This window comes from Planctomicrobium aquicomposti (assembly GCF_051466325.1).
GTDB lineage: Bacteria > Planctomycetota > Planctomycetia > Planctomycetales > Planctomycetaceae > Planctomicrobium.
Map to the genome: position 1 here is coordinate 1,345,452 of NZ_CP195792.1, position 25,305 is coordinate 1,370,756.

Annotated in this window: 20 protein-coding genes; 8 read left to right on the forward strand and 12 right to left on the reverse strand. The window is 60.6% G+C overall.

Annotated elements, in window-relative coordinates:
• Positions 1–139 precede the first annotated feature (139 nt).
• Together SH664x_RS05120 and kdsA are read left to right on the forward strand one after the other, a co-directional pair.
• Positions 140–319, forward strand: coding sequence for a DUF3606 domain-containing protein (locus SH664x_RS05120; RefSeq protein WP_437205609.1), 180 nt, complete (start codon positions 140–142; stop codon positions 317–319).
• Between the two features lie 159 nt (positions 320–478).
• The gene (kdsA, locus tag SH664x_RS05125) at positions 479–1,318 is read left to right on the forward strand and encodes a 3-deoxy-8-phosphooctulonate synthase (protein WP_437205610.1); all 840 of its coding nucleotides are present in this window, start codon (positions 479–481) and stop codon (positions 1,316–1,318) included.
• A 98-nt stretch (positions 1,319–1,416) separates the two neighbouring features.
• On the opposite strand, the gene SH664x_RS05130 is transcribed toward kdsA, so the two are convergent.
• The 3 genes from SH664x_RS05130 to SH664x_RS05140 form a co-directional block, all read right to left on the reverse strand.
• Positions 1,417–2,562 carry a Gfo/Idh/MocA family protein gene (locus tag SH664x_RS05130; protein ID WP_437205612.1) on the reverse strand — a complete coding sequence of 382 codons (1,146 nt, stop codon included), beginning with the start codon at positions 2,560–2,562 and terminating at the stop codon, positions 1,417–1,419.
• A gap of 2 nt (positions 2,563–2,564) precedes the next feature.
• Positions 2,565–3,953: a replication-associated recombination protein A gene (locus SH664x_RS05135; RefSeq protein WP_437205614.1), complete on the reverse strand. Its 1,389-nt coding sequence runs from the start codon at positions 3,951–3,953 to the stop codon at positions 2,565–2,567.
• A gap of 84 nt (positions 3,954–4,037) precedes the next feature.
• On the reverse strand, positions 4,038–4,610 hold the full coding sequence (locus tag SH664x_RS05140; protein WP_437205616.1) for a 3'-5' exonuclease: 573 nt from the start codon (positions 4,608–4,610) through the stop codon (positions 4,038–4,040).
• Positions 4,611–4,840: 230 nt separating this feature from the next.
• On the opposite strand from SH664x_RS05140, the gene SH664x_RS05145 reads away from it, so the two are divergent.
• Positions 4,841–6,700: an ArnT family glycosyltransferase gene (locus SH664x_RS05145; protein WP_437205617.1), complete on the forward strand. Its 1,860-nt coding sequence runs from the start codon at positions 4,841–4,843 to the stop codon at positions 6,698–6,700.
• A 273-nt stretch (positions 6,701–6,973) separates the two neighbouring features.
• Here SH664x_RS05145 and SH664x_RS05150 read toward each other — a convergent pair whose 3' ends face one another.
• Positions 6,974–7,273: a hypothetical protein gene (locus tag SH664x_RS05150; RefSeq protein WP_437205618.1), complete on the reverse strand. Its 300-nt coding sequence runs from the start codon at positions 7,271–7,273 to the stop codon at positions 6,974–6,976.
• Positions 7,274–7,425: 152 nt separating this feature from the next.
• Between SH664x_RS05150 and SH664x_RS05155 the strand changes: the two genes are divergently transcribed.
• Positions 7,426–8,643 carry a M28 family peptidase gene (locus tag SH664x_RS05155; RefSeq protein WP_437205619.1) on the forward strand — a complete coding sequence of 406 codons (1,218 nt, stop codon included), beginning with the start codon at positions 7,426–7,428 and terminating at the stop codon, positions 8,641–8,643.
• A gap of 75 nt (positions 8,644–8,718) precedes the next feature.
• Here the strand turns inward: SH664x_RS05155 and SH664x_RS05160 are convergent, their stop codons facing one another.
• Entirely contained in the window at positions 8,719–9,642 is a 924-nt protein-coding gene (locus tag SH664x_RS05160) for a UbiA family prenyltransferase (protein ID WP_437205620.1), read from the reverse strand.
• Between the two features lie 1,085 nt (positions 9,643–10,727).
• On the opposite strand from SH664x_RS05160, the gene SH664x_RS05165 reads away from it, so the two are divergent.
• On the forward strand, positions 10,728–11,594 hold the full coding sequence (locus tag SH664x_RS05165) for a hypothetical protein (protein WP_437205622.1): 867 nt from the start codon (positions 10,728–10,730) through the stop codon (positions 11,592–11,594).
• Here SH664x_RS05165 and murB read toward each other — a convergent pair whose 3' ends face one another.
• Both murB and murC read right to left on the reverse strand, forming a co-directional pair.
• Positions 11,595–12,473, reverse strand: a complete 879-nt coding sequence (gene murB, locus SH664x_RS05170) for a UDP-N-acetylmuramate dehydrogenase (RefSeq protein WP_437205623.1) — start codon at positions 12,471–12,473, stop codon at positions 11,595–11,597.
• Positions 12,460–14,034 (reverse strand): UDP-N-acetylmuramate--L-alanine ligase, encoded by a 1,575-nt coding sequence (murC, locus tag SH664x_RS05175; RefSeq protein WP_437205625.1) that lies wholly within the window; start codon positions 14,032–14,034, stop codon positions 12,460–12,462. The genes murB and murC overlap by 14 nt, the downstream gene beginning before the upstream one ends.
• A 280-nt stretch (positions 14,035–14,314) precedes the next feature.
• On the opposite strand from murC, the gene SH664x_RS05180 reads away from it, so the two are divergent.
• Positions 14,315–14,473 (forward strand): Sec-independent protein translocase subunit TatA/TatB, encoded by a 159-nt coding sequence (locus SH664x_RS05180; RefSeq protein ID WP_437205627.1) that lies wholly within the window; start codon positions 14,315–14,317, stop codon positions 14,471–14,473.
• Positions 14,474–14,544: 71 nt separating this feature from the next.
• Positions 14,545–14,844, forward strand: a complete 300-nt coding sequence (locus SH664x_RS05185) for a Sec-independent protein translocase subunit TatA/TatB (protein ID WP_437205628.1) — start codon at positions 14,545–14,547, stop codon at positions 14,842–14,844.
• Positions 14,845–15,075: 231 nt separating this feature from the next.
• Here the strand turns inward: SH664x_RS05185 and SH664x_RS05190 are convergent, their stop codons facing one another.
• Positions 15,076–15,849, reverse strand: a complete 774-nt coding sequence (locus tag SH664x_RS05190) for an SDR family NAD(P)-dependent oxidoreductase (RefSeq protein ID WP_437205630.1) — start codon at positions 15,847–15,849, stop codon at positions 15,076–15,078.
• A gap of 624 nt (positions 15,850–16,473) precedes the next feature.
• On the opposite strand from SH664x_RS05190, the gene cls reads away from it, so the two are divergent.
• On the forward strand, positions 16,474–17,913 hold the full coding sequence (cls, locus tag SH664x_RS05195) for a cardiolipin synthase (protein WP_437205632.1): 1,440 nt from the start codon (positions 16,474–16,476) through the stop codon (positions 17,911–17,913).
• Between the two features lie 98 nt (positions 17,914–18,011).
• Here the strand turns inward: cls and SH664x_RS05200 are convergent, their stop codons facing one another.
• The 4 genes from SH664x_RS05200 to SH664x_RS05215 all read right to left on the reverse strand — a co-directional run bounded on the left by SH664x_RS05200 (position 18,012) and on the right by SH664x_RS05215 (position 25,097).
• Entirely contained in the window at positions 18,012–19,670 is a 1,659-nt protein-coding gene (locus SH664x_RS05200; RefSeq protein WP_437205634.1) for a formylmethanofuran dehydrogenase subunit A, read from the reverse strand.
• Positions 19,671–19,854: 184 nt separating this feature from the next.
• Positions 19,855–20,715, reverse strand: coding sequence for an aminotransferase class IV (locus tag SH664x_RS05205; RefSeq protein WP_437205636.1), 861 nt, complete (start codon positions 20,713–20,715; stop codon positions 19,855–19,857).
• A 237-nt stretch (positions 20,716–20,952) separates the two neighbouring features.
• Positions 20,953–21,480, reverse strand: coding sequence for a peptidylprolyl isomerase (locus SH664x_RS05210; RefSeq protein ID WP_437207184.1), 528 nt, complete (start codon positions 21,478–21,480; stop codon positions 20,953–20,955).
• A gap of 911 nt (positions 21,481–22,391) precedes the next feature.
• A complete protein-coding gene (locus SH664x_RS05215; RefSeq protein ID WP_437205638.1) occupies positions 22,392–25,097 on the reverse strand; it encodes a hypothetical protein in 2,706 nt (901 codons plus the stop codon).
• Positions 25,098–25,305 lie beyond the last annotated feature (208 nt).

Sequence of the window (25,305 nt, forward strand, 5' to 3'; positions counted from 1 at the left end):
AAATCGGGAGGGACTCTGTATTCAGTATATATAATTGTGTGGCGGGCGACAGGGATCCGGGCTGCGCGGGAGCCTCTTGACCGCCTGTCGGGCCGTGCGATGATCGCCGGTGCGGGCCACAACTTTCAGGAGACGGAAAATGGCCGACGACAAGACGAAAAAAGGACCGCAGGACGCCGCCCGGGTGAATATCAACGAAGCCTACGAGGTGGAGTACTGGACAAAGAAGTTCGGGGTCTCCGCCGACACGCTGAAGTCGGCAGTCAAGAGTGCTGGACCGATGGTGAAAGATCTGGAAGCCCACTTCCGGAAGAAGTAGCGAACGGTCGCTGAGGTGCTTCCCCGACCCGTGGAGCCAGGCCCGTCACCCCGCTGCGATTGACGGCTTCGCGGCAGCTGAAGTAACGTCACCTCGCCAGAATGACTGGCAGGAGGAATTAGTCTGCGCTCGGTCGCAGCGAACAGAAACGGACTTCACATGCCAAGTAACCCACTCCAGGTCGGGCGCTACCGCTGCGGACTCGCACAGCCGCTGATGTTTATCGCGGGTCCCTGTGTCATTGAAAACGAAGAGCTGATCCGGGAGACCTCGCTCCGTCTGGCGGACATGGCTGCCCGCAACGGCTGGCAGATCGTTTTCAAATCGAGCTTCGACAAAGCCAACCGGACAAGCTTCAACAGCTTCCGGGGACCGGGACTGGAACGGGGGCTGGAGATCCTGGCCCGGGTCCGTGAGGAGACCGGCCTCCCCGTCACCACAGATATCCACTCGCCCGAGCAGGCAGCCCCTGCCGCGCAGGTCTGTCAGATCCTGCAGGTCCCCGCCTTCCTGGCCCGACAGACCGATCTGGTTGTGGCCATTGCCGAGGCGGTCGCTGCGCACGGGGGAATCGTCAACGTCAAGAAGCCGCAGTTCATCGCGCCGGACGACATGATCCACGCTGTCCGCAAGTGTGAAGAAGCGGGGGCAAAGAACATTCTGCTGACCGATCGCGGAACGACCTTCGGCTACGGTCGGCTGATCAACGACATGCAGTGCATTCCGACCATGCAGGCGATGGGCTGTCCGGTTTGCTTCGATGCCACGCACAGCGTGCAGCGTCCGGGGGGAGCGACCACGGGCGGCAACCGGGAAATGGTTCCATTTCTCGCGCGGGCTGCAGTTGCCTGCGGGGCGGATGCCGTTTTCATGGAGACTCATCCGCAGCCGGAAAAGGCCATGAGCGACGGGCCCAATCAGGTACGGCTTGATCAGCTCGAAAAGATCTTCCGCGAGCTGACGCAGGTGCGGGAGCTCGTGCAGTCGTTCGCCGGGTGAGAACGTCTTCTGCGACGAAGCAACTCAGAACACGAAGCGTCAGCGAGTGCTGACTTTCGGGGAGTCAATCTTCGCCCACGCTTCGTGCCCCACCGCAATCAACTCACGCTCTGCCAGGCATGTTCCCGGGCACTGTTGAGAATCGCGTCGCAGACCTTCTGGGTTTCGAGCGCCTCGCGGAACGTTGGTGAACAGGCCTTCCCGGTTTCCAGCGACTGCAGGAAGTCGGCGACGTGATGCACGAACGAGTGCTCGTAGCCGATCTGCAGCCCGGGAACCCACCAATGATCCATGTAGGGATGCTCCCCTCCGTGGTCGGTGACATGAATACTCTGCCAGCCACGCAGCGGACCTTCGACTCCATAGTCGAACAGCTGCAACCGGTGCAGGTCGTGCAGATCCCAGCGGAGCGACATCTTCTCGCCGTTGATTTCGAAGGTGTATCCTGCTTTGTGACCGCGGGCATAGCGGGTCGATTCGAACACCCCCAGTGACCCGTTGGCAAAGTGGCAGAGGACGGCGCAGGCGTCGTCGATTCCGACCGGCTTCTTCTCTCCGGTCGCGGTATGGACCCGCTCCTTGATGAAGGTCTCGGTCATCGCGGTCACGTCTTTGATGCCGCCGTTAAGCCAGAGGGCGGTGTCGAGGCAGTGAGCGAGCAGGTCGCCCGTCACTCCGGAACCGGCCGCAGCGGCATCCAGCCGCCAGAGCGCGGTTCCCCCCTGGGGGAGGTCCGCGGAGATGGTCCAGTCCTGGAGGAAGTTGGCGCGGTAGTGGAAGATCCGTCCGAGGCGGCCGCTGTCGATCAGCTGCTTGGCCAGAGTGACGGCGGGAATCCGGCGGTAGTTGTACCAGACGGTGTTCTTGACTCCCGCCTGTTCCACAGCGCGGCACATCTCTTCCCCCTCGGCCACGTTCATGGCCAGGGGCTTTTCACAGAGGATCATCTTGCCTGCCTGGGCAGCGGCGATGGCAATCTCTTTGTGGAGGTTGTTCGGAACGCAGAGGTCGACGGCATCGATGTCCGGTCGGGCGAGCAGCTGCCGCCAGTCGGTCTCGATCGACTCATATCCCCACTGTTCTGCGAAGCTGGTGATCGCTTCCTTCGACCGGGAGCATGCGGCCTTGAGCACAGGTCGGTACTGGAGGCTGGGGAAGAAGTCCCCGACCCGCTTGTACGCATTCGTATGGGCCCGGCCCATGAAGCCGGCTCCGATCATCCCGATGTTCAGCGCTTTTGACATGGTTATTCCTGCTGGGGTCCTGTGTGCTCTCCGGACTCTTCCGGATGCGGCTGCGATGCGTTCCGGGAGGCCTGTTCGCGCGGTCGGCGTCGGAGCTTCAGCTCTTCCAGCCGCTGCCGGATCTGCACCTCATGCCCTCGATTGACCGGTTCGTAATAGGTCTTCTCGACGCCGAGGTAATCCTGGTCGACCCACCCCCCTGCACCGGAATGAGCATACTGATATCCGGTGCCATGCCCAAGTGCCTTGGCTCCGCTGTAGTGAGAATCCTTGAGGTGCACCGGAACCGGGACAATGCGCTGGTGCTGGACATCCTCCATCGCGGCGTTGATCGCCATGTAGGAGGCATTCGATTTGGGAGCGGTCGAGAGGTAGGTGACCGCCTGGGCGAGAATGATTCTGCATTCGGGCATGCCCACCCGTTCGGTGGCCTCGGCGGCGGCGTTGGCGATCACCAGGGCCTGGGGGTCGGCGTTCCCGACATCCTCAGAGGCCAGAATCACCATCCGGCGGGCAATGAAGCGGGGGTCTTCCCCGGCGACCAGCATGCGGGCCAGCCAGTAGATGGCGGCATCCGGATCGCTTCCCCGCATGCTCTTGATGAACGCACTGGTCACGTCGTAGTGCTGGTCCCCCTTGGCATCGTAGAGGACTGCCTTCTTCTGGATCGACTCCTGCGCGATTTCCAGATCGAAGACAGGTCGACTCCTGTCGAGGGAGCGGACTCCGATTTCCAGCGCGGTCAACGCCCGGCGGCCATCGCCGTCGCAGATGTCGGCCAGGAACTCCAGAGCGTCGTCCGTTGCGGTCGCTTTCAGCTGACCGAGGCCTCGCTCGGAGTCGGTCAGCGCCCGTCGCAGCAATGAGAGGACATCGTCGCGGGACAGGGACTGAAACTCGAAGACCTGACTCCGGCTGATCAGGGCCGATGCGAGCGAGAAAAACGGATTCGCCGTCGTCGCGGCAATCAGGCTGACCACTCCCGCTTCCACGTCAGGCAGCAGAACATCCTGCTGCGTGCGGTTGAAGTGGTGCAGCTCATCGACGAAAAGGATCGTCCGTTCCCCGGTGGCTTGCAGGCGATTGCGGGCCTCTTCGAGTGCGCCCCGCAGCTCTTTGACTCCGGCCGAGGCGGCATTCAGGATGACGAAGTGCGAGCGGGTCTGTTGGGCGATCACTTCACCCAGTGAGGTTTTCCCGGTTCCCGGAGGACCGTAAAAGATCATGGAGCCCAGGCGATCGGCCTTGAGCATCCGGGGGAGAAGCTTCCCCTCCCCCAGAAAATGCTGTTGCCCGACGAACTCGCTGAGTTGCCGGGGACGCATCCGCGCAGCGAGCGGCAGCGCGGATTGCATCCACTGCTGCTCCTGCTTCTCGAACAGACTGGCCATTGAACTCTCCCTTGGTCACGGCCAGTTATAACTGGGGAGCAAGGCGAAAGGGAATTCGCGGCGGTCTGGCAGTGCGGCCGCTCGTCAGGGGAGTTCCGCCTTCTGGCTCCGGCGCCATTCCATCAGCATGTTGCAGAACAGCGAGCCCTGTTCGATGGCGTCGGCCAGAGCGTTGTGGGTGTGGGGAAGCTTGTCGAACCAGTGCCGGGGCATGTTCCGCTTGGTCGCCCCCCGGTACGAACTCCCCATGAGCGACATGGCGAAGGTCTTGACGTCGAGTGCGGAGTGGGAGAACGGGCTCTCGCCTGCGAAGCGGATCAGATACCAGTAGACGAACGTGAAGTCGAATCCGGCCGGGTAGGCGACGAAGACGGGAGTCCCTGGGAGGGACTTTACCCACGCGACATACCGGGGGAAGACCTCCTCCGGGGGCTCAGGAGCCTGCCGACACTGGTTCCAGGCGCGGCGGTTGCGCTCCCACCAAGCCATCGTCTCGGGGTGACCCTGTGCATCGGGAAGGGTCTGCACGTTGGCGCTGAAAGTGGCGACGAGCGTCTTGTCCGGCAGAAACGCCGCCGAGCCGATGCTCAGCAGCGAGTGCGGACCCGGGATCGGACCGTCGGTTTCGACATCCGTACTGACGTAGATCTCTGACATGGTTTGCTCAACCGTTGGTCACGGTACAGACGGCAAAAGTTTTCACGTGAAACGATTTCATCTTAGCGAGCCTCCCTGTTCCAGTTCATCAGAGACCACCGCCGTGGCCAGTCCCTGCGGCCATTCTTCAGAGCCCGTGGCATCAGCCAGGGCAGTCCCTGAGCCCGTGGTCACCGTCGTTTGCGACCGGTTACGAAGCGGGAGCGAGCCAGATTCATTAAACTCCCCGCATGAACCGAGTCATCTCATCGCGCTGGCTGCTGCTGTGTGTCCTGATTGTGGGCTTCGGGCTACGCGCCTGGAAGTTCGAACGGCTGTCCGTCGAGCACTTCGACGAAGGGGTCTACGCTTCGAACCTGTTCGCGGACCATCTGGGGTTCCGCTATCCCGACCAGCACCTGTATGCCCCTCCGCTGTTTCCGGCCCTGCTGGAGTGGGCTCTGATCCAGGGGGGGGCCCGGCCGCAGGCGGTTATGTGGGTGAATCTGCTCCTTGGGACCGCGCTGATCTGGGGAGTCTGGTGGACGACCCGTCAGCTCGTTCGGGGGCGAACTGGACAGGTGACCGTTCCTGATATCCGGTTGCAAACGTCCCGGAAGGGAAAGACGCAGGAGCCGGCAACCCTCTTCTGCTGGCGGGAACTCTCTCCACCGTCAGGTTCTTCCCCGGTCGATAACATCACCCCACTCGTGGCTGCAGTCGTCGTCGCGGGGCACGAACTGATGATCCAGTACAGCCGGGCTGCGCTCACCGACATTCCGGTCTGTCTGGCGATGACGTTGGCCGTCGGGGCGGGAGTCAGGGCACTCCGTTCCGGCTCCTTAATGTGGATAGCTGTGGCTGCGGTCTGCACGGCCTGGGGGTGGTGGACGAAGTACAATGGCTGGCTGCCGCTCGCGATTCTCGGAGCCGGCGTCGCGGGCTGGGGACTCGTGAGCCGACCCGGCTGGCCCGCCGTCCGGGCGGTGGCGATCCGGTACGCGCTCGTTGCCGGAGGAGCCCTTCTGTTGTGGCTCCCGTGTCTGCAGGAACTTCAGCCTTATGGGGGCTATGCAGCGGTCGCCGCCAACCACAAGGGGTATCTCGTCGGCTGGCGGGGGTGGTGGGACTCGGCGGTTCGGCAGCTGTCGGTGGACCACTTTTATGCGGGGTGGGTGACCGCTGGCACCCTCGGGTTGGCATCCGGGCTGATGGTCCGGCGTTTCACGTGGAAACAAAGTCGGACTGCGCTGATTTTTCCGATCGCGATCGGCCTGGGGGTGGCAGCGGTTGTTTGGGGTCTGGGCAGCCTCATTCCTTTGGGAATCCTCTGCGTTCTGGCGGTCGGTTGTACCGCGTGGGGGCTCATCCGTGGGAGCAAAAGTCTCCGGGAGATTTCCCTTTCCGACTGGATCGTGGCCGCCTGGGTATTGGGGCTGCTGGTCAGCACACCGCTGTACCGGGCCTATCCTCGACTGATGTTGCCCGGGCTGACAGGGCTGATCATTGCCGCCAGCATCTCCCTCGATGAAATTGTCAGCCGTTTGCAGCGGGGGAACACGCCAGAGGATGCGCAACCGAAGGTTGGGCTCGCCGGAAGCACGGTCGGCGAACTGACAGCGGTTGCGGGACTGTGCCTGTTGGCGACTCTCTGGGGTCTGCAGACGAGTCCCCCTGCCTGGCAGGACCGCCGCAGTATGAACAGGGCTGCGGACGAAGTGATTGCGGCTGCCGTTGAAGAGCTGAAAGAGCGTCCTCCCGCGACGAAGTCGGAACTCGATGCCCTGTTTTACATCTTCGGGGAGCCGGGGCTGTTCTACCAGCTGGCAGCCCGGAAAGAGGGACCGTTGGAGTTTGTCGCGCAGCCGGCGTCGAATCTGGGGATGCTGGAACCGGGGAAGTCCGACCCGCGCGTGGCAAACTTTCTGGTGACAGGTCCCCATGCTCCCACAGAGTCGCAGCAGCTGGCTGCGGATTCTCGCGTGGAGCTGGTGCGTGAGGTGACGCTGCAACCGAGTGATCTGGTTCTGCTCGACCAGTGGGCTCCCTCTCAGCTTCCCGCCGAGCGTTACGAGAAGCTCCAGCTGTGGCGGGTCGTCACTCGGGAGTGAGCAGCACTCGAAGAAGAGGTGTGCTGGACCCAAGGGAGCGGCTCAGCGTGGGAGAGCTGCGGTACGGGTGAGTGAGCAGCACTCTGACGCTCGTTCACTGAGTTGGTGGGAGGGGAGCGGGAGAGAGTCAGCGAGGGAGAGAGGAAGCACTCGCTGACGCTGCGTTCTCAAATGGGGCGGGAGCCAGAATACGGAGCCCCGGAAACGCGAACAGTCCGCTTGCAAAGAAGCGGACTGTTTTCCCCTGACAGCAATGGACTCATCGCCCCCGGATTAGAAGACATCCATTGTGTAATGGTGCCCCCAGTGGTATGGCTTTTCACTGGGATAGAAGTTGTGCCAGTCCTTGTTGTAGACCGGAATCCGCTTCTGGGTCGGATACCGGTAGTACAGGTGGTCGTAACTTTCCGGCAACTTCTGGAAGTTTTGCGGATAGTAGACATACGGATAGTAGTAGAATCGCTGCCAGTTGGTCGGCTGCCCCGGAGGGGCCGCTTCGGCGTGGCTGCCGCTGCCCCAGCCAGCTGCGACGGCAATGCCGCAGAGTGCAGCCAGAAGTGTGCGCCTGATCATGAATTCGACTCCTTGTCCCGGGATCTGGTCGACGGACCGCCAGTCGATTCGGGAAATGATGCGTGTGGACACTGCCTTGCAAGATCGGTTAGAAAGCCCCCGCACAACAGGATTTCTCGTTCGAATCGCTAGAACCGGAAGAATCTCGCAGCATGAGTTTTCCATCTTCCCGACTTTCCGCCCGGCGCCTCCCGCACGACCTTGCTGACGTGGTGAGCCGTGGATCTCTGGCCCTCTTTTTCCTGGGGTTGTGTGCTTCAATCGCCTTGGCTGGGGCTCCAGCGCAGGAACCGATCACGGCGGATCACATTCGTCCGCACATCACGTTTCTGGCAGATCCTGCGCGGGGAGGCCGCAGCGGTACCGCGAAGCAGGCCACCCGGGATTACATCATTCGCGAGTTTTACCGGAACGGGCTGCAGCCGTTTTTTGCCGGCGAATGGTCTCAGACGGTTCCAGCACGTGAGACCGGCAGTGATGTCTTCGAGCCGGCCGGCGAGAACATCGCCGGATTTGTTCCCGGGACCGATCCGGAACTGAAGCGGGAATGGATCATCGTCAACGCGCATTACGACCATCTGGGAGTACGGAAGAACGAGCTTTATCCGGGGGCAGACGACAATGCTTCCGGTGTGGCGATGCTGCTGGAAGTGAGCCGTCGAATCGCGGCGTCTCCGCTGAAACGAAGTGTCGCTTTCGTCGCCTTCGATTTTGAAGAGTCGCTCCTCTGGGGGTCGCGCTGGTTCATGGCCCACTCTCCTGTCGACCACAAGTCGATCAAGGTTTGCCTGACCGCCGACATGATTGGCCGGTCACTGGGGGATCTGGATCTGCCGATGGTTTTCATTCTTGGCGCGGAACATTCCCCCGGTCTGCGTGACGCGCTGGTGTCGACTCCCACACCGGAAGGACTGGAGCTGGCGCATCTGGGAACCGACATGATCGGCACCCGCAGCGACTATGGACCGTTCCGTGATCACGAGATTCCTTACCTGTTCTTCTCCACGGGCGAACACCCGGATTACCACACGCCGCGCGATGTGCCGGAGCGGATCGACTATGAAAAATCGGCGAAGGTCGATCAGCTGATTCTCGATCTGGTCCGCACGCTGGGGAACGCGGAAGAGCCTCCCCGTTGGTCCAAGGCGGAGTACCAGAAGCTGCAGGAGGCGCAGGCGATTCACCGGGTCGCGGTCCAGGTGCTGAAGCAGGCGGAAGAAGGGACGCTGCAGCTCTCCAGCATGCACAAGTTCTTTGTGTCGCAGGTGAAGTCCAAAACCGGCTACATGCTGAAAAAGGGATCTGTCTCCGACCAGGAGCGTCCTTGGCTGGTCCGCTCGGCGCAGGTCTTGTTGCTCTCTGTCTTTTGAAGCCGGACAACGTCTCTGAACGGCAATCTGCGAACGCGGGGCACTGCGGTTGATTGAGTGCCTGCAGCGGGGAACTCAGGTCATGGCAATGCGCCGACGGAGCAGGATCGCTGGCGGAATGAGCAGCAGCGTCCCGATCGCGTAGCGGACCCCCCCCTCTCCCAAGCGGGAGAGAATCGTCATGGTATTCAGTCCGATGACCGACAGCAGCATGATTCCGATTGTCGGCTGTACCAGCGCGGGAGAGGGAGTACGAATGGCGGCCACGGCTCGACGGTTGACCAGGAAGGCGACGGCGCTCCAGATCAGCAGCGCCATCCCCATTGTCGGTGGACTGCCGGCAGGGACCAGTGGTTGAAAGGCTGCGGGAAACGTGAACAGCCAGACGAGGCCCGCATTCACAGTGACCAATGCTCCCAGGAGCATCTGGCGATTGCTGTCCCGTGCTTCGGTCCGTGCAAACCAGGTCACTCCTGTGATGTAGAGTCCCATCGCGCAGGCGACGGCCAGTTGCGGCGACTGCCACAGCGACGCAAAGTCAGCGACTCCGCTGCTTGCCCCCAGCAGGATGTTGAGCAGCCGGCAGCTTCCCATGGCGAGCGGACCGAGCGGCGTTCGCTTCAGGAACCGGTCATATCCCAGAATGCAGACGGCCAGAATGAGGCCGATCAACAGGGAGGGGAGGCTGGTGCCCGCAGCGGCTCCGAGTCCAATCCCCATGAGTCCGAAGCCGAAGTAGGCCGCGTTTCTTCGTGAGACCTGTCCGGAGGGGATCGGTCGGCGCGGACGCTCGCGGGTATCCTGTTCCACGTCGAACAGGTCGTTCAACACCATCCCCGCGAGGTAAAGCCCGGCCGAGGCGAGCAACAGCAGGAGAAATTCCCGATGTGGCTGCAGGTCCGTGTGTGTCAGGAGATAGCCGGCAAAGATGTCAGCCAGTGCCGTGAAGACCGTGGGGATGCGGCACAGACGCAGATAGCTGAGCAGTTTGGATGGCATCGAGTCAGGCAAGGGGTAGAGGTTCGGCAAGGGCCCGCGTGATTCTCTTCTCCATTCTGATCGAACGGGAAGTGATGTGTCAGTGGCTGGGGGGAATGGGAGGTCCCATGTCCTCGAGCCAAAATACAAAAAAAGACGCCGAACCCGTGAGAGTTCGGCGTCTCGAATTTTTCGGTTTGCCGGAACGACTTCGCTGGGGAAGGGGAGGTCGTTTTTGGCGGGCCGATTAACTCAAATTAGTTGCAGGCACCGCAAGGAGCACCGCAGGTCGGGGCACAGGCGTTAGCCGGAGCACCGCAGGTCGGGGCACAGCAGCTCGGAGCCGGAGCGCAGCAGTCGCTCTTGTGGCATCCGTGACGACGGTGCTTCTTGAACCAGCCAGCGAGTCCGCAGTGCTTCTTGGGAGCACAGCAGTCGCTAACCGGTGCACAGCAGGTGTCAGGAGCTGCACAGCTGGGGGCACAGGCCGGAGCACCGCAAGCGGGAGCACAGGCCGGAGCGGCACAAGCCGGAGCACAAGCCGGAGCGGCACAAGCGGGAGCACAAGCGTTGCCGCAAGGAGCGGCACAGCTCGGATCGCTAGGAGCACCGCAGGTCGGTGCACAGCAGCTCGGAGCCGGTGCACAGCAGGTCGGCTCACAACACTTCGAACGGTGGTGCCCGAACAGACCGGCGTTAGCGATGTTTGCGCTAGCGGCGATCAGCAGAGCAGCAGCAATGTTTGTCCACTTCATCTTGAAATCTCCTCGACTTCTTCCCGGGGGTTGAGTTTTGCGGGTCATCGTCTACGCTGGCTTTCGCGAAGTCGCAGCGTCTTGTGAAGCCCGCCAGTCACCACGAACGTTGGGTCCACCTGCCCAAAGAATTCGGCGTTCGGCGAATTTGAATCGAGCTTGCCTCACAGAATTTGTGGCCGGTTTCTCCCCCACCCGCCACGTATTCCGTTTGTGACGACGGTAGCGTGCGGGCAGCTGACATCTTCGTTAGAAATGCTGCATCCCATCACTTGTGACAGATCCCTGAGGCAGGCATAACCGGTGCGCACGCTGCTCAGTGTTGTTTGTGCCAGCTTGGCAGTGGCCCTGATGGTGTTTTGCCTCACCCGCTTTCGCAGCGGCTGCAGTGCTTTAAAGCAGACGTCACTGACTTCCGCCTGGAATTGGGGGCTGCTGGCGCAACTGGCGTGGCTCGCATCGACAGCAGGGGCGCTCTTTCAATGGCAGCCGGCGCCGCGACTGGATCATCTCTGGTACTGGACCTGCGTTTTGTCGCTGTGCCCGCTGATTTCGGTGTTGGGGGCGCGTCGGCCCACCAATCGTGTCTGGAACCTGTTTATTATCCTGCCGCTGCTGGCGGTGCTGGGTTGGCCCGCCCTGACCGAATTATGGGGAACCCAACAACTTTCACCGTTGCGTTTACAGGCGCCGGTCTATCTGGGCTTTGTGCTCGTTCTGGTGATGGGCACGGGGAATTATCTGGGAACGCGGTTCGGCCTGCCCGTCGTGTTGGCCGCCGTGGCGGTCGGGATCGTGCTCGTCCCCTTCTCGACACAGATGGCGCTCTCGGAAGAGTCAACGCGTCTGGTCAGAAGCGTCGCGGCCCTGTTTTGGGGAACGGCCCTGTGGGGTGGACACCGCGCGGCGGAGCGTCCGGTCGTTGAGGAATCGCCGTTTGACCGGGTCTGGTTCGACTTCCGGGATGCCTTCGGGATCGTTTGGTCCATCCGCATTCAGGAGCGGATCAACGCAACGGCCCGGAAGGACCACTGGAGCAGCAGGCTGGGACCGCTTGGTTTCGAATGGACAACAGAGGTCCCTCCCGCTGACCGGGAAAAGACACTTCACAATCTGGAGCATGCACTCCGCTGGCACCTGCGCCGATTTGTCGAGAACGAGTGGATCGATCAACGCCTGCATCCTGCTCCGGACGAAGATGCTGGAACACCGGCGTGATCACCAGATCTTGATTTCCAGTTCCAGATCGACCCCATGCTGTTCGTTGACGCGGGCGCGGATCACTTCAATCAGATTGAGGACGTCGGCGGACGTGGCCCCTGGATGCGTCACAATAAAGTTGGCGTGACGATCGCTCACTTCCGCCCCGCCGATGCGGGTCCCTTTGAGTCCCGACTGATCAATCAGGGCACCTGCGCTCAAGCCGCGCGGGTTCTTGAAAATGCACCCGGCTGACTGGAAGGAGAACGGCTGCGTCGCTTTCTTGGTGATCCAGATCTGCCGCATCCGGCGGGTCAGTTCTTTGGCGTCGCCCGCCTTGAGCTCCAGCTCGACCTCGAGAATGGCCAACTCGTTGATTCCGCTGAAACGGTACTCAAAGGTGAGTTCATCGCCGCTGCGGACGAAACGCTCTCCCTTGGCGGTCATGAGGGTGACAGACCGGACAAACTCACCGATCTCTCCGTGGCGCCCCCCTGCATTGCATTTCACGGCGCCGCCGATTGTCCCGGGAATGCCGACGAGTGTCTCCAGCCCGGACAGTCCTTCACCCACGGTCTGTGAGATCACATTCGAGAGGAGGGCTGCTCCCCGCGCCCGGACGAGGTTGCCGGAAATGGTCACGCCGGCAAACTCATCGCCGGACAGTTTGATGACCACGCCACTGACACCTTCATCGCGGATCAGCAGATTCGATCCGCCGCCGAGGACCCGGATGGGAAGATCCTGCTGATCGGCGGTCCGGACGACGTCCTCGAGCTCTGCCACCGTGCGGGGCTCAATAAAATACTGCGCGGGTCCCCCCACCTTCAGCCAGGTGTGGGGAGCCAAAGGTTCATCGCAGCGGAGGATGTTCTGGAATTTTTCAAATGCACTCATGATGTACGCGCGTGAGGTCGCCCGCTCCCAGGGTCAGTATCAGATCTTCGTTACCGGCGTCAGTCTGGAGTGTGGGCCAGACATGGTCAAGAGTTTTGATCAGAGAAGCTTCTGTGCCAAGCTCACATATTTTTGCCGCGAGTTCCGCCACCAGTTGAATTTGTTCCTGCCCGGCCGATTCTCTCGCCGCGTAAACCGGAAGCAGATGGACCCGATCCGAGGCGGCCAGGGCGGCCGCGAACTCACCGAGCAGGACACGCGTCCGCGAGATCTGATGGGGCTGAAAGACGCTGATCAGTCGACGGGGGCGGTAAGCTTCGCGCGCGGCTGCAATCGCGCAGCGGATTTCCGTTGGATGATGGGCGTAGTCGTCGATGACGTGCGCGCCGCGCCACAGTCCTTTGGCTTCTCCCCGACGTCTGACCCCCGCAAATGTCTGGAGTCCATCAACCACCTGACAAAAACTGACTCCCCCCGCCGCGGCACAGGCAGCCGCCGACAGGGCATTGGCGACATTGTGGTGACCTGCGACCTGCAGCTGAACTGATGCCGTTTCACCAGAAGGGCTGCGCAACACGAAGCAGCTGCGCCCCTGAGCGGTCACGATCGTCGAGGCATGCCAGTCCGCGGTCGCGTCGGTGACGGAAAACGATTGTGCGTGTGCGCGCGATTTCCCGATCAGCTCTGCGGTCACCAGACAATCGCTGCGATACGTGATGACTCCAGCGGAAGGGACCTGGTCAATCAACTCCCGATAAGCCGCGATGGCATCAGAAAAATGGGGATAGCAGTCGAAATGATCCGGCTCGATTCCCAGAAGGCAGAGTGCGTGCGGCTGCAGCTCCAGAAAATGGCGACGGTATTCGCAGGCCTCCACGACCAGATCCGGACCGGTGCCGGACCACCCGCTGCTCTGGGGACCGATCAGTTCTGCCCCGCAAATCACAGTCGGCGAGCGGTCGGCAGATTGCAGGATCGTCCCCAGCATCGCCGTTGTGGTGCTTTTGCCGTGTGTCCCCGCGACGGCAAAGGCCCGGCTGTGACGTGTGAGAGCCGCCAACGCTTCCACGTAGCTGAACTGGGGGATGTCGAGTTGTTCGGCACGTTGTCGTTCAGGAGATTCCGGGGGGACGGCGGAACTGTAGATCAGCAGTTCCGTTTCCGGAGTGAGATGATCGGGATGATGCCCACGGAGAGGGGTGATCTTCCGTCGCTCGAGGGATGCCGCAGCGAGCGGGTCCGGGTCGAGGTCACATCCCGTAATCTCCCAGCCACGGCCAGCCAGAACTTCGGCGAGCGCCTTCATTCCGGCGCCGCAAATGCCCAGCAGATGCGCCCGCCTCGGAGGCTGGCGCGAGGCGATCAAGTCATCCGCGGAATGGAGAATCTCTGGGAGTTGCACAGGGGGCCTGTTGCTGGAGCTCGCCCCGATCCCGGGGAAGTGTGGCGGCGTTTCAGCGACAAACCTTGATTGAACGCTTGGTTTTCCGCCGCCGGAAGGCCAAACGTATTTGAGATTCGCTCTAGGGGCAGCATACCAGCCCCGTTCGCCCTGCGTCACCGCAAATTGCGGCAGAATCCCGGACCGTGCGGGAGCGTTTGGTCCACCTCAAGTTCCGGTCAGCGGAGAAGTTGTGTGGGGAATGGAGGGATCCCGAATGGATGATTGACAGGGGCTGCTGCATGCGTATGATTAAGTCTGCTCAAATGGTCTGCCATTTTCTGCGGGCCGAACGAGTGAACTCTGATCCGGCAGGTCCGGAGTGGTCACTCGTTGTCATCTGCCGACACCACTCTCCCTCCGGCGTGAAACCAAATCCGTGATGTGATGGGAGTGGACTATGTTCGGTTTCGGTATGGGCGAACTGCTGGTGTTCGCAATCGTGGTTCTGGTGCTGTTTGGTCACCGCCTCCCTTCTGCCATGAAAGGATTGGGCACGAGCATCCGTGCTTTCCAGGCAGGGGCTCGCGAAGAAGAATCGCCGCTGCTGCCTAAGTAACCAGATTTTTCTGTCTACCCCGGCTGCGGGGTTATCTCAATACAAAACGCGTCAGAAGCGAGAGGTGTCAGATGTTCGGAATCGGTACCGGCGAGATGGTGATTCTCGGCATTATCGGGCTGCTGTTGTTTGGAAAGCGGCTGCCGGAAGTGGCCCGCAGCCTCGGTAAAGGGATGGTGGAATTCAAGAAAGGAATGGCCGGGATCGAAGACGAGGTCCGCTCGGCGACCCGCAGTACTCCTTCCTATGCCAGCAGCCCCTCGCGTCCGAAAGTGGACGTCGACGAGCCGCAGGACAAGTGGGACGCTCCCAAGTTTGAGCTCCCCACGTCCGAGCCGAAAGAAGCGTCCGAATCGAAAGAGGCGGTGTAATGCGCCTCGACGGGGAGTGGCCGGTTCGCCGTCTGACGCAGTGAGCTCTCCATCACCTGAATCGCATGTGGCGAGGCGACTGGATACGAAGCAGTCCGGTGTCAGCGTCGTCTCGACGGTGTTCTCAGGTGTCCTCTCTCCCGGAGCAGGGCGCGACAGTGCAGACTCTGACTGCAGCGTGCTTGCGCCCAGGAGACGAGTCGCAGACCCGCTATTTTTGCTCCCCCCCCCTTATTTTGCGGTCCAGCCTCCATCCACAGTGAGGTGGCTGCCGGTCATGTAACTCGAGGCATCGCTCGCCAGCAGAATCGCTGCCCCCTGAATTTCCTCCAGTCGCCCCCAGCGGTTGAGAGCCACTGCCCCGACAATGTCCTTCTGCGCCTGCTCGGAATGCTGAATCGGGATGTTCATTTCCGTCAGGAAGGGACCCGGGCAGATGGCATTGCAGGTGATTCCAAAGGGGGCCAGCTCCAGGGCCAGTGACCGGGTCAATTGCAGAACGGCCCCTTTGCTGGAGGCATAAGGAGTGCGGTTCGCGAGCCCGACGAGGCCGAGCGTGCTGCTGACGTTGATGATGCGGCCGCTCCCCTGCTTCTTCATGTGGGGGACAACCGCCTGGGCACAGAGCCACGGACCTTCGACATTCACAGCTTGACACTTGCGGAACTGCTCGATCGTTAGTTCGTCAATCGGGCCGCGAATGTTGATCCCCGCGTTATTGACCAGCACATCAATTCTTCCGAACTCCTGCAGAGCCGCTTCGACCATCTGCTGCACTTCGGCAGCCTGCGAGACATCCGCAGCAAGCCCGATCGCGCGACGGCCATACTGGGCGGCGAGTGTGGCCGCGAGCGCCTGACTCTCTTCAACATGCCGGCTGACGACGACCAGCTCCCCCCCCGCAGAAGCGAAGCCTTCGGCCATTGCGGCGCCAAGCCCTTTTGAGCCGCCGGTGACGAGAATGACTTTTCCAGACAGATCGAATTGCTTGATGCCGGGGAGCACGACGGTCTCCTGCAGGAAAGGAAAATTTCACCTCACGCTATTAGAGCAGGTTGCTCTTTCCAGTGCCCGCGCAGCAAGCGTTGAGGTGATGAAATACCCAGTTCCACGTGGCAAGAACGGGTAGATCAAAAAACAAAATGCCATTGAGCATGTTGACGGTTGATCTGCTCGGATTCGCAATGCGGTCGTGCCCAGGATTCGGACCGGATCTCTCGTCAGGTTGTTTCTGTCTGAGGCGTGTGAGCGACCGCCTCCGTCGGCTCCCGTGACCAGCCGGTTCCAGGCATCCCAGGTGAGGGGCTGCGCCGCGTTCTACACCCTCGGCCGTTAACCACTCGCCTGACCTGTCTTTGTTGTCGGATCAAGGGACGTTCACTCGCAGCAGAAGGTGGGGCAGTTCTGGAAAGGATGCGAGTTCCAGTTCCGCCGAAGGGATTGGAAGAATTCCTGATGTCTGGATTTCATCCACGATTGCTCTGGGTCCCGGTCCGGATACGATGCAGACTTTCGTTTCCACTCGACAGGGCAGACTCCGGTTCGCTCGCGGGAACCCGGACCTTCGCAGTGTGCAAGATGCCATTTGGCGCCATGGCTGCGTAAACCGCAGCAGAGGAGCACGCATTCGTGAAAGACCCGATCTTTTATTGGGGCCTGATATTCGCGCTCTTGGAGCGTGCGCTCGCGATCGGGACTTCGCTCCATGCCATTTTGACGAAGCGCGAAACGCAAACAGTCATCGGCTGGGTCGGACTGATCTGGCTGTCTCCGTTTCTCGGTTCGCTGTTCTATTTCTGTTTTGGCATCAACCGGATCGAACGCCGCGGGCAGCGGATCGAGCGACGTCGCGACCGGAAGTTTATGGAAGCACTTCGGCGCGGGCGGTTCGTTGATCATGATGCCCGGCAGGAACTTCCCTTCCGGGGAACGCTGTTCAGCGTCGTTTCCAAAATTACGAGCAAGCCGCTGCTGACCGGAAACTCGGTCAAGCTGCTGGTGGGAGGGGAGCAAGCCTATCCGGCGATGCTGCAGGCGATCGATGAAGCGGTTCGTTCTGTCAGCCTCTGTTCCTACATTTTCGACAATGACCGGGCCGGGCAGGAATTTGCTGCGGCGCTGGTGCGGGCCCGACAGCGGGGAGTCGAAGTGCGCGTGCTCGTCGACGATGTCGGTTCGAGGTATTCGAAGCCCCCGATCACCCGCGTGTTGCGGGCCAAAGGAATTCAAACCTCAACGTTTCTGCCGACACGGGTGCCGCGGCTGGCTTTCTATGCGAACCTCCGGAACCATCGCAAGTTGATGGTGGTGGATGGACGGCTCGGATTCGCCGGGGGGATGAACATCCGCGAGGGCTGCCGATTGGACTGGGAGACTTCGCATCCGGTCCAGGACATTCACTTCCGCTTCGAAGGTCCGGTGGTCAGTCACATCCAGGAGACGTTTGTGACCGACTGGGCTTTCGCCACAGGTGAGCAGTTGCAGGGGGGAGACTGGTTCACGACGCCGGACCGCCGGGGACAGATCCGGGCCCGGGGAATCTCGGACGGCCCCGATTCCGACATCGACAATATTCGACTGGTGATTCTCGCCGGCCTGCAGGCGGCTGAAGCGCGGATCGACATCGTCACTCCGTATTTTCTGCCCGATCTGGCCATCGTCAATGCGCTCACACTGGCGGCGATGCGGGGAGTGCGGGTCCGTATTCTGCTTCCGCAGGAGAACAATATCCTGCTGGTGCAATGGGCCTCGATGGATCCGATCTCGAATGTGCTGCCATCAGGCTGTGAAATCTATCTGACAGCCCCTCCATTCGATCACACCAAGGTGATGCTGGTGGATGATGACTGGTCGCTCATCGGCTCCAGTAACTGGGACCCGCGCAGCCTGCGGCTCAATTTTGAATTCAACATCGAATGCTACGACCGCGAGCTGAATCAGCAGCTGACCCGACTGGTCGAGGGCAAACTGCAGTCAGCCCGGCGCATGACGATTGAAGATGTCAAGCAGCGTTCGCTGCCGGTCCGCCTGCGTGACGGGCTCGCCCGAATGGCGATTCCGTACCTGTAGTCACTGCGGCTCTTTTGCATCGTCGCGAGCGCTGCACCGACGTCGGGGGCAAGGCCTCGCCATCTCGCCACGCGCCGGGCGGGCAGGAGACATCTGCTTCAGGAACGTGAGACGCACGGAACCTGTCGGTGTTGCCCGAGCAGGTCTTCCGGCACCGGATAGTTTTCGAACTGCACGGTGTAGTGGTCTGCAAACCAGTCGCGCAGATGAGGCAGGCAATCTGCATCGAAATCGGGTTCCACGTGAAACAGGCAGCCTTCACGTGTGCTGCGGAGTTCGCAGTCATCGATGATCAATTCGCCCCGACCAATAACGTAGCGGGGCATTTCAAACATCTTCTGCAGATCAGACTGCGGCTGATAGATGGTGATGTCACCATCGGCGCCCGGCCCCAGATGCCCCTTGTGCGTCAACCCCAGAATGCGGGCTGGCCCCGCGCGGGTAATGATGGCGATTTCGCTGAGTGTGTACTCGCGAGTCAACTGGGGGAGGGTGCAGTGCTGACTTACTGTTGCGGGCAACTGCCGAAGGAAATCTTCACGGCGCGAGCGATCCATCAGCAACGCGATGATTTCCGGATACGCGAGGAACGCGGCCCCGTTGGGATGGTCCGTACTCATGGCAATGCGCCAGGGATCGTTCACCAGCAGATACCACTCCAGCCCGATCGCCCATTGCAGCGCATGCACGAGAGACTTGTTCTGATAGACAATGGGCACAATGCCGCAGCCCGCTTCCAGCTCTGTGTCAGCACTGACCCACTTGCCCGGAAACAGGCGATGCAGGTAATAGCCGACCGGACCGTCGCCGGTCATCGATGTCGTGTTGCCGAACATCACCTGCCCGACGTCGACAGTCAGGTTGGGATGGGAGTTGACGTAGTCCGCCAGTTCGGGAACCTTCGAGCAGAAGGTCGACTGATCATCTCCTTGCCCACCGTAGCTGTGAAACTGGATGTGCGTCAGATGTCCTCGATGGCCTTCCAGGGCGTGCATGGAAGCGAGGGTCGTCTGCCAGTTACCGGGAATCCCGAGATTGTTGCAGTGGATGTGGACCGGGTGGGGGAGGCCCAGCTCATCGATGGTCCGGGCGAGCTCACGCAGGATCTGCCGGGGAGTCGCCCCGAAGTGACCCACCCGATCATCGAGTGAACGACAGGTGCCGCCGCTCTGCTTCCAAACTTCGACCCCGCCCGGATTGACGATTTTTGTTCCATAGGCACCCGTGGACCTCATCAACCAGGCAACGAAACTGCGCAGTCGCTGCGGTTCACCGTCAGCGATCTGCTGCAGCGCGTACTGATTGTTTCCCAGCAGGACATAAAAGCCTTTGTCGAGAATCGGAGTATCCCGGAATTCCTCGTGCACATGTCGCGCAGCCAGCGGCGACACCGCGGCATCGAAGGCGGATGTATAGCCCATCCCCGCGTAGAGGTAGCCGGTGGCAAACGTGCTCGGAACACTTCCGACGGTGCCAGAGCGGAAATCATCCCGCTGGATCACTGGCCGGGTTCCTCGCTTTTCATCGGGGCGAAGTTTGCGGGCCGAGTTCACTTTCGGACCGGCGATGTGGCAATGCATGTCGACGCCCCCCGGCATCACCACCATGCCTGTCGCATCGATTGTTTTCTCGGGGGCTCTGTTTTGCGGCGGCGAGGCTACGATCTTGCCGTCGAGAATCCAGAGATCGCGGACCTCGCCGTGAATGTCATTCGCGGGATCGTAAACCTGTCCGTGGGCGATTTTGATAAGCGACATGCTGACTCAGCGGGTAAGGGGACCTGGCCTTCGGTTGGGCGAGAGCCGTCACACTCTACCACGAGGTGCAGTCGCTTGCCCGGATCGCTCCTCCCATCGCGATCAATCAACTTCGCACCGAGGGAAGTTCGGAGCCCCAGCTGGCAGGGAGCGAACGTTGGCGCTCGATTTGAGAACGCCAGCGTCAACCGCATTCCGCCTGCACGGCATTCCGATATGCCTGCTGGAGAGCACGGGCGACTGGACCGGGAGTTCCCGCGCCGATCTGCTGCTCATTGGCCTGGACGACCGAAAGGACCTCGGTCGACGTACCGGTCAGAAACAGCTCGTCCACGCTCGCCAATGAGTTCCGGTGCAAGGGCTCTTCGACTACGGGAATTCGGGTTTCCGCCGCCAGCTTCAGCACCAGACTGCGAGTAATTCCCGGCAGGATGTTGCTTCCCAGAGGGGCGGTCAGCAACGCACCTCCCCGAACGGCAAACAGACTGGAATGACTGCCTTCGATCAGCTGTCCATCTTCCTCGACGAAGACGGCCTCCGTACAGCCTGCGGCATGGGCAGCCTCGGCAGCCAGGCAGTTCGCCAGGAGGTTGACGCTTTTCAGATCGCAGCGTTTCCAGCGCAGGTCGTCCACCAGCAGGACCTTTGTTCCCGTATTCCGCAGTGACGCGTAAGGATCCCCTCCAGCCTTCACATAGATCAGCTCGTTCGGTCGACTCGGAGGATGTGGGAAGTGATGGGTCCGCGGTGCTTCGCCGCGCGTCACCTGAAGATAGATCTGCCCTTCGGCAATCCCGCTGTGGCCGAGTGTGGCGAGCGCCCGTTCTCCGATGACGGCAGCGTTAGCCGGAATTCGCAGGCTGTCGAGATTGGCCTGCAACCGGTTCACATGTTGCTGATAGAGGAACGGGCGTCCGTTGTAGACCCGCAGCACTTCGTACACCGCATCGCCAAAAAGAAAGGAGCGGTCCAGGACAGAGACCCGGACCGCCGACAGGGGCATCTCGACGCCGTTCCAGTTGGCCAGCGGCTCGTGCAATGTCATTTCTTATCTTCCGATTTCGGACAGGTCCGACAGACGCGGTCACTGTCAGTTCGACGTCGAACCATTTTCACCTCGCAGAAGCCGGCATGCGTTCTTGACGAATGCCGGCGTGCGGCGATTGCAACACTCATTGAGGACATTGTGGCTCTCGAGTCGCCCCATTCCGCGGAGCTGCAGTCCGCAATTCAGTACACGCAACACTTGTCGTGCGGGAGGGGAAACATCGCGCTGCGCGGGCTACTTCCCGACCGGAGCAACGCCCGGCTGATCGGGATCGGGAATGGTGACGGGGGTGTACTCATGAGCCCGTTTCCGTTCGACCTTGGCGGAGATGATGCTGTCGTTGGGCTGCATTTTACGAACCACATCGAGTCCCGAGACAACACGGCCAAAGACGGTGTGTGCGTTCGGATTCGGGCGATCGAGATGGGGAGTCGGCAGGTGTGTAATGAAGAACTGCGAGCCGCCGGTGTCTTTGCCGGCGTGGGCCATGCTGAGTGATCCGGAAAAATGCCGACGGGCATTCGGAGCCGATGACTCGCACTTGATGTGGTAGCCTGGTCCCCCGGTCCCGGCGAGAGGGGAGTTCTCGTTGCGACTGTTAGGGCAGCCCCCCTGAATCATGAAGTCGGGAATGACGCGGTGAAAACGGAGGCCGTTGTAGAATCCCTTGTCGACAAGGTTGATGAAGTTGGCCACCGTGTTGGGAGCTTCGTTCTCGAACAGCTCGAGTTCGACATTTCCCTGCGAGGTGGTCAACAGCACGCGAGGGAGTTGCTGGTCTGCAGCGGCAGCGGCTTCCTGTTGGCGAATTCCTTCTTCCGCCTTCCAGAATTCCACATACTGATTGGCCGGTTCGAGGTAACGACCTCCGAGCTCGTTAATGAGCTGATTCTTCTCTTTGGCTTCGTTCAGTACGGCGGCCGCTTCCGGAAACTGCTGGTTGGCGAAGCGGCAGATCCCGGCAAAGTTGACAGCAAATTTGTCCTGCGGCCGCTTCTCACGCACCAGATCTGCCAGCTTCTGACAGTCTTCAAAGCGGTTCTGGGCGAACATCAGCTGCATGACGTCGTCGGCGATAATCCCGGTTTCTTCATCCTGAGGATTGGCTGTGATTGCTGCCGGAAGCTGTTTTTCGATCTGGGGAAACAGGTCCGTGGTGACGTCTTTGACAATCTGCTGAAACTCGGCCACCAGCTTGGCCTGTTCCTCGGGCTTGGCCTGCGGGGCCTGCATCTGGATCTGTTCCAGCCTCTGGAAGAGCTTTTTCTGCTGCTCCATCAGCTGTGCCCAGGTTTTGGGAGTGGCGGGATCTTGAGCAGAGAGGGCCGCTGTTCCACACAGCAGAAAGAGGACCAGGCAGCAACTGAAACGCATGGCAGGCATCCTTGAAAAACCGGGGAGGGTCGTCCCGGTTTGGTCGTCAGACCAGGGAGTGTTGAAGGCAGGAACTGTGATACGGTCATCCTCGTGATTGGCATTGCTCCCGTATTTGCAACGGATTATTCCGGCGGGCAATTTCGGCCTTTCAAAAGCGAAATCCCGATCGTCTCATGATCATCACATCAGGACGAGCGGGATTTCCGGGAGATCACACAGGATGTCCTCTCAAATTGTCGTGCAGCCACCGGATTCGCACAGCTGCACCGACGACCGCGGAGGGGCAATCCGGCAGGTTACATTTCTTCGCTCTGTGTCTGAGAGGGGATCAGCACTTTGTATTGCTGAAACAGCGAGTTGGTGATGTTGTAACTGTGGTTTGCCAGGGTGTTGTTCATCATTGACGTGTAGTTGGGCTGCATCCCTTCCTTCAGGAATTCGGCCCGGGCCGCCTCCAGTTGCTCCGGCGTTCCAGGAGTGCGGTTCTTCACCTTCACGACGTAATAGATGGTGTTGTCCTTGTTGGGAACGACAGAGACGTCCCCCACTTTCATCTTGTTGAAGACAGTTTCAAAGAACCGGTTGCCAATGTCGGTCAGGCCCGGGATGACGGATTCCCGTACCGGCTGCTGCTGCATGAAGTTGTTGGGAGCAGTCAGCGGACGCTGCATCCAGGTGAACTCGGGCGTCTCACGAACGGTGAGGAACAGAGCCCCTTCTTTCCCGGTGACGGTGGAATTGGACAAGGCATCCGTCATCGGCTTGTCGCTTTCGCGGACCAGCTTGGCCAGTTCTTCAGCACGGGCTTTCGCGTTCGGCTCTGCTTTCTGGAGTCGCCACGCCTTGATGACCTGTTCCCGGATTTCCGGCTCGTCGTCGATGGTGATGGGAGCGTAATCCGCCCGGTCCTGCACCTTCCAGAACGCAAAGCCGCTATTGGTAAACAGGCTGGATGCTTCGCGGGGAACGTACAGTTCTTCGGGAGCCGACCGGAAAATCGTGTCCGGAACCTGTTCGGTGGCGATGGTCGCGGAGCGTGTGAAGGCCCGGCCAATGGGGAAATCTTCCGAGTTCGTCAGGGTCTCGTACGACAGGAGCGGCGTGACCTCGTAGGTCAGGCCATGTTCCTTGGCGTACTCTTCCATCTTCTTCTGGACATCTTCCGGCTTCAGTCGTTCCGGATTTCCTTCGAGCAGGTTCAGTTTTTCGCTGATCGAGGACATGTAGGCCTTGGCGGCTTCAATCCGCTTTTGCACTTCGGCCCGTGCCCGCTGTTCCAGAATCTGTTCGCGCAGCTGCGCCTTGAGCGCGTCGTCGAGCGGCGGAACATTGCTGGTCGGTGCGGGGGGGGGCGTCAACGGCAGCGGATTCTCGGGGGTCCCGAGAGCTGGAGCTCCCGCTTTTTCCGCAGCGGGCATCTTCTCTCCGGCAGCGGGAGCGTCGGCAGCGGGTGCTTCTGCGGCCGGTTTGGCTTCCATCTTGGGCTCGGGAGGAGTTGCGGGAGCGGCCTCCCCCTTGGGTGCTTCGGCCTTCGCGGGCTCTGCAGGCTGCGATGCATCCGCAGGCTTGACCGGGTCATCCGATTTCGGCGCGGGGACACCCGGCTCAGCGGCGGCCGGCGCTGCTGCGTCTGTTGCCGGTTTTTCTTCCACCGTCTCGTTCTGTACGAAGGCAACGGGGATCAGCTGCTCAAAGTTCGGGATAAATGAAGTCTCCTTCTCGGCAGGAGCCGGTTCTGCTTTCGGCTCTTCTGCAGCAGGTGTTTTCTCCTGCTTCTCAGTCGCCGGGGCGGATTCCGTTTTCTCTGTCTTCGGGGCATCTGCAGCGGGTTTGGCGTCTTCTTTGGCCTCCGGGTTGGCAGGAGCCTCGTCAGCAGACGGAGCTTCCATGGCCGGAGACTTTTCCGGAGTCGCCGGAGGTGTCAGTTCCGGTCCGTCCAGCTGCAGATTCTTCAAGTGATCTTCCGTGGTCGGCACAGCCCGGAGGAAGCGATCCTCGTACAGCTTCTGGATCTCTTCCTCGGTCACTTCACCGAGTTGATCCTTGACGTCATCGGCGGTCGCTTCGAAGTAACCGATCTGCACGCGGTGCGGCTGAACGAAGCCGGGTTGTCCTTCAGCGATCCGACCTTCCGGAGTCCGCCCCGGGAAGTTCGTTCGGTACTGTTCGAAGAGGGCCTGCAGTTCCGCCGGAGAAGGTTCGATCGAAGAATCGACGAAGTCGTTCACCGGGACAGCCGCCACTTCCACGGACTGGCGAACGTTCAGCTGTTTGTAGAATTCCCACAGGGTTTCGGGAGTGACCAAATTTCGGGAATAGAGCAATTCAAGTGCGCGGCGGGCTTTCAGTTCGTTGCGGAGGTCGGCCAGAATTTCCGATTCCGGAACCCGCATCTGCTTGCGGACCTTGGTGAACTGTTCGGCCGTCAACTGCTGCCGGGTCAGCTCATTCAAATACTCGATCACCGCTTCTTCTGTAACGACAATTCCCAATTTATCGGCTTCCCGGCGAAGAACTTCACCAAGAGCGATTTCTTCATCAGAGACTTCACCGTTCCGCGAGCCGAAACTGAAGAGGTAACGAGGGAGGTGGTAATAGTAATCGAACTGGTTGTCGCCGGCCGATTCATGAAACGCCAGCTGCATGAACTGATTGGCGACGTGGCGTTGCCGGCGCAGCTGAGAGACCTCGGCGGCAGAGAGGTTTCCTCCCTGCATGTAAATGACGCTGGGTTCACGCGTGTAATATGTGATCACCAGACCCACAGCGGCACCGATGAGTGCACCAGAGAGGCCCCATTCGGTTCCCTTGCCCTTCCCCATGCCCGAAAGCCAGGCGACAACACCGACCGAAGCTGCCAGAAACAGCACGATCATCTTGGTGTTCATCCGGCTGGGGTCAGAGACCGCGTCCCCAAGAACAAAGGTCAGCAACGCCAGGCCGGTGACGACCACCATGAAAACCCGGTCGTATCGCCGAAATACTGTAAACGGTGAACTCATCCCTGTTCCTTTGATTAATGCAGAAACCGTCCCCGCCGACCGAACATCCGTCGCCGAAAAAGTCATGTTCGGGACGCTGCAGAAATCCACCGCTCTCACAATGGACTCTTGACAATTCCGCGAATCATCTCTTAATGACATCTCGCGGTCACGCCGAGGCAGCTTGCTTTTTCCGGATCGACAATCAGGAAAAAACTGGAAAAGTGGG